The organism is Pseudomonas sp. K5002, assembly GCF_013386655.1.
Classification (GTDB): Bacteria; Pseudomonadota; Gammaproteobacteria; order Pseudomonadales; family Pseudomonadaceae; genus Aquipseudomonas.
In genome coordinates this window covers 1-5,145 of record NZ_JACARK010000559.1, presented here as the reverse complement: position 1 = coordinate 5,145, position 5,145 = coordinate 1, and the positions used below count along the sequence as shown (strand labels likewise).

Sequence of the window (5,145 nt, the reverse complement as noted above, 5' to 3'; positions counted from 1 at the left end):
CAGCGGTTTCACCGGCCAGGCGCAAGGCGATGCCCGCGCCCTTCCCGTCCAGCAGGCCCAGCTCAACCGGAATCACGAACGGCAGTTTTTCCACCTTGTCCGGGGTTTCCGGGCAGCTTTGACGGAAGGTCAGGCTGTAGGTTTTAGCCACCGGGTCGTAGGACTCGCTCACCGCCAGGCGTGGCGTACCGGCCTGGCTGTACCAGCGCTTGAACTGGGTCAGGTCAGCGCCGTTGGCGTCTTCCATGGCCTTGATGAAGTCATCGCAGGTCACAGCCTGGCCGTCGTGGCGTTCGAAGTACAGGTCGCTGCCTTTGCGGAACCCTTCGGCGCCGAGCAAGGTTTGGATCATACGGACGACTTCCGAGCCCTTTTCGTACACGGTCAGGGTGTAGAAGTTGGAGATCTCGATAAAGCCGTCCGGACGCACGGCGTGGGCCATGGGACCGGCATCTTCGGCGAACTGGTGAGTGCGCAGATAAGCCACGTCCTGGATGCGCTTGACGGTGGCCGAGTTCATGTCGGCAGAGAACTGCGAATCACGGAACACCGTGAAGCCTTCCTTCAGCGACAGCTGGAACCAGTCGCGGCAAGTCACGCGGTTGCCCGACCAGTTGTGGAAGTATTCGTGGGCAACGATCGCCTCGACTCGCTGGTGCGCGGCGTCGGTGGCGGTTTCGGCACGAGCCAGCACGGCGCTGGAGTTGAAGATGTTGAGGCCCTTGTTTTCCATGGCGCCCATGTTGAAGTCGTTGACCGCGACGATCATGAAGATGTCGAGGTCGTACTCACGGCCATAGACTTCCTCGTCCCAGCGCATGGATTTCTTCAGGCTGTTCATGGCGTGCTGGCACTTATCGATGTTTTCTGGCTCGACATAGATACGCAGCGCCACGGTGCGCTCGGTCATGGTGGTGAAGGTGTCTTCGACACACCACAAATCACCGGCCACCAGTGCAAACAGGTACGCCGGCTTCTTGAACGGGTCTTCCCAGGTCGCCCAGTGCCGGCCGTCTTCGCCAGGGCCGGAAGCAATCGGGTTGCCGTTGGACAGCAATACCGGGTAGCTGTGTTGCTCGGCGATCACCGTGGTGGTGAACACGCTCATCACGTCCGGACGGTCGAGGTAATAGGTGATCTTGCGGAAACCCTCGGCCTCGCACTGGGTGCAGAACATGCCGCCGGATTTGTACAGGCCTTCCAGGGCGGTATTGGTTTCCGGGTGGATCTTCACCGTGGTGTCGAGGGTGAAGGTCGCGCTGGTGGGGTGCACGGTCAGGTGGCTGTCGCTCAACTGGTAGTCGGCGTCGGTCAGTTCCTGGTCGGCCAGGTTCACCGACAACAGCTCCAGTTGCTGCCCGTCCAGCACCAGCGGCGGCAAGCCGGCGCCGCGCTCGGGGTTGCGGCGCATCACCAGCTGCGCGTGGACCAGGCTATGGTCCTCGAACAACTCGAAGGTCAGGTGCGTCTCGTCGATCAGGTAGTCCGGCGCCTGATAGTCCTTCAGGTAAATCATCTTCGGCTGTTCGGTGCGCATGTCTGTCGTCCTTCTACTGATGCACGGCGAGCTGGTAGGCCGTGTATTTACGAATATTGATCACGCCGGTATCGAAGATCAGGTATTGGCCCTTGATCCCCATCAGCGTGCCTTCGGCAATCGGGTTCTTGTCCAGGTTGAAGCTGACGATCTTGGTCGGATACTGCTTGATCGGGTAGCGGATTTCGATCGGTTCGATGTCGGTCACCGGTTGGATGGCCTGCAGGCCAAAGCGTTCCTGCAAACCGAGCATGCCTTCGGCACAGCTGGCGAACAGTTCGTCGCGTACCTGCGCAAGGTCGACTGCCTGCGCGTCGCCCTTGAGCAGCGCGCGCCAGTTGGTCTTGTCGGCCACCTGGCTGCGGAACAGGTCTTCGACGAAGCCCGACTGCTGGCGCGTGGCAACGCGCATGATCGGCAGCGCCTGGCTGGCGCCCTGGTCGAGCCAGCGGGTCGGCAGCTGGCTGGCGCGGGTGATACCGACCTTGATCCCCGACGAGTTCGCCAGGTACACCACGTGGTCGGTCATGCAGAATTTTTCACCCCAGGCCGGATCGCGGCAGGTGCCGGCGTCGTAATGGCAGCGCTCGGGGCTCATGATGCACAGGTCGCACTGGGCCAGTTTGGTCATGCACGGGTAGCAGTAACCCTGGCTGAAACTGGTCTTGGTCTTGCGACCGCAATGGGTGCAATGGATCGCACCGAGGTATTCCAGGCGCACGGTAGTGCCGATCAATGGATTGACCGGCACCTCGGTGTCGCCCAGGCGAAACGCGTATTGAACGGTCGGCTCACCCAACTGCGCCGACATCTTGCTGACTGCACCACGGCCAATCTCAATCAATGGATGGCATCCGACTTGAACAGGATGTTCGGCACCGGCGCCGACTTCGAGGCGCATTCCTGCGGGCCCATGTAGCCGGTGCGCTGGTCTTCCGGCAGGTTCTGCAGTTCCCAGGCGATCACCGCCTGCAACGACAATTCACGCTGCTCGGCGGTGAGCTTGCGGCCATCGGACCATTTGCCGATTTCCACGGCGAGCTTGAGGCTCTCGTAGATGTCCGGGGTGATGTTTTCGATCATTTCGACAAAAGAGGACATAAGACTCTTCCTTAACTAAATAGGAGACATTTTGCGGCGGCTGTACAAGCCACCCAACAAACCGGTCAGGCAACCCATCACCAGGCCACCCACGTGGGCCGCGTTGGCGATTTCGCCGAAGCCGATCATCGAGACCAGGCCCGACAGGCACAGCACCAGCCACACCAGCATCATCACCAACACCCCGCGAGGCAGACGATACACCGGATTCGGCGACACCCACTGATAGATCCAGCAATGCCCGAGCAAGCCATACAGCACGCCGGACAACCCGCCAAACAGGCCGGGACCACCAAAATAGTATTGAGCGTAGTTCGACACCAGGCTGAACAGCAGGGTCAGGCCCAGCAGGTTGATGCTGCCCTGGCGCAACTCGATGCGTCGCCCCAGTTCCCAGTACCACATGCCGTTCATGGCCAGGTGCAGGATGCCGAAGTGGATCAACATCGGCGTGACCAGGCGCCACCACTGTCCCGACGCCAGGCTGTCGGTCAATGGCGTGAAACGGATGTACTCGCCTGCCACGCTGAACGGCAGGAACGTCAGCCAGCTCATGGCTTGCAGGTTATCCCCCAGCAACGTAACGGCGCCGACGATGATGCTCAGCAGCAACACCAACGCGGTCACCGGGCTGTGGCGAAGCTGCTGGGCAAACCCGGGACGCCTGGTCGACGTCGCCTGCTCGGGAATGTCCAGTTGCTGGTCCGGGTCACCGGCCGGAAAGCGCTGGTAAAGGACCTTCACGTCTTCACTGATGGAGTCAGGCACCCACAGCACCTGCTCCCCGGCTTCTTCGCTGACGCGATGGGGCACTTGCATGCGTTGCAGAAGCTTGACGAAACCACTCAAATCCACCGCCAGCGGCAGGCGTAACACAGCAACGGTACTCATGAAATAACCTCAGGGCGCTCGACATCGACCCAAACAAATTTACGCGGGTCCAGGCGGGTTTCCTGATCCAGCCGGTACGCCACCAGCTTGCCGTACAGCACCGCGCTGTAGTCCAGGCAGGCCAGGTTCGGGCGGATCGGCGCCGGTTTGCCGCTGCGCCAGTAGTGGCCGACGAACAGCAATGGCTCGTCGACGCCGTAGCGCAGCAGGGAATTCTTTTCAGTGGACGACAGCGGCGTGGCGGCCACAGGTTCCGGCAGCGCATCGGGCTGGAACACGATATCGCCGTAGGTTTTCGGGTCGTCTTCCCAGAACTTGGTGCGGAAGAACGAACGCGTCAGGCCGTCGCCGCCGGTCAGGGTCAAACCGTCCGGCAGGCGCATGTCGGTGCCGCGCAACAGGCGGTCGAAGGCATTGCTGGCGAAACTGCCGGGCACGGCGGCGGCTTGCAGGAAGTGTTCGTCGATGCAGCCATCCGGGAAATGCGCGCGCAGGGGCTCGATAAAGCCGTTGTCCCAGCAAGCGTGCACTACGCGGAATCGCCCGGCGTCGACAAACAGCGGCATGTCATAGAACCAGCCGAGGAAATCGTGCCAGTCTGCCGGGTGCTGTTCGAACTGGGTCAGGGTCTCGTGGATCAACCGCGCGTGGCGTGGCGTGTGCTCGCGCACAAACTGCTTGCCGCTGCCTGGGGCGGCGGGCGTGCTCCAGCCCAGCGCGTTGAACTCATGGTTGCCCATGATGCACAGTGCCTGGCCGGCCTCGGTCATGTCGTGGACGATATGCAGCGCCTCGCGAATGCGCGGGCCCCGGTCGATGATATCGCCGAGGAACACGGCCATTCGCGACGGATGCCGCCAGGTACCGCCCTGCTTGTGGTAACCCAACCGGTCGAGCAAGTGCTCAAGGGTATGAGCGCAACCGTGCACGTCACCAATCAGGTCGTAGCTACGCGCGGGATCGAGCATCAGTCGCCTCCACCCCCCAAGCGGCTGCCCCAGCCCAGCTTGGTCCGGCACACTTCGTAGTAGTTGTGGTCCAGCGGGTGGATCAACCGCAACTTCTGTGCCTTTTTGCTCACGGTGATGGTGTCACCGGGGGCGCAGGTGAAATGGTTCTGCCCGTCGCAGGAGACTTGCGGGTAGATCTGCATGTCTTTTGACACCACGATTTTCAGCTCACTGTTGCCATCGACCACGATAGGCCTGCTGGACAACATATGGGGATACATCGGCACGATCACAATGGCATCCAGCTTGGGATGCATGATCGGCCCACCGGCCGACAGCGCGTAGGCCGTGGACCCGGTCGGCGTGGCGACGATCAGGCCGTCGGCCTTCTGGCTGCACACGAACTGGCCGTCGATGTACAACTCGAACTCGATCATCCGCGTCGACTTGCCGGGGTGCAGCACCACATCGTTGAGGGCGTCGCCCTGGCCGATGGCTTCGCCGTGGCGGCGCACTTCGGCTTGCAGCAGGAAGCGGTTTTCCACCAGGTAATGGCCGTCCAGCACCTTGGCCACTTCGACTTCCAGCTCGTCGGGGCGAATATCGGTGAGGAACCCCAGGCTTCCGCGGTTGATCCCCAGCACCGGCACGTTATGCCGCGCCAGC

The 5,145-nt window shown here is 61.8% G+C and carries 6 protein-coding genes; all 6 read right to left on the bottom strand.

Annotated elements, in window-relative coordinates:
- The coding region (gene pepN, locus HX846_RS23360) for an aminopeptidase N (protein ID WP_178966170.1) at positions 1-1,537 on the bottom strand (1,537 nt) is incomplete at its 3' end.
- A 13-nt stretch (positions 1,538-1,550) separates the two neighbouring features.
- A complete protein-coding gene (locus HX846_RS23355; protein WP_178966169.1) occupies positions 1,551-2,381 on the bottom strand; it encodes a DUF2797 domain-containing protein in 831 nt (276 codons plus the stop codon).
- Positions 2,378-2,638 carry a YeaC family protein gene (locus HX846_RS23350; protein WP_003217900.1) on the bottom strand — a complete coding sequence of 87 codons (261 nt, stop codon included), beginning with the start codon at positions 2,636-2,638 and terminating at the stop codon, positions 2,378-2,380. The genes HX846_RS23355 and HX846_RS23350 overlap by 4 nt, the downstream gene beginning before the upstream one ends.
- 15 nt (positions 2,639-2,653) lie before the next feature.
- Positions 2,654-3,529: a rhomboid family intramembrane serine protease gene (locus HX846_RS23345; protein WP_008431996.1), complete on the bottom strand. Its 876-nt coding sequence runs from the start codon at positions 3,527-3,529 to the stop codon at positions 2,654-2,656.
- Positions 3,526-4,500 (bottom strand): metallophosphoesterase, encoded by a 975-nt coding sequence (locus tag HX846_RS23340; protein ID WP_161635726.1) that lies wholly within the window; start codon positions 4,498-4,500, stop codon positions 3,526-3,528. Before HX846_RS23340 ends, HX846_RS23345 begins: the two co-directional genes overlap by 4 nt.
- Positions 4,497-5,145: NAD(+) kinase (locus tag HX846_RS23335; RefSeq protein ID WP_178966168.1), on the bottom strand; the 649-nt coding region annotated here is incomplete at its 5' end. The genes HX846_RS23335 and HX846_RS23340, both read right to left, overlap by 4 nt.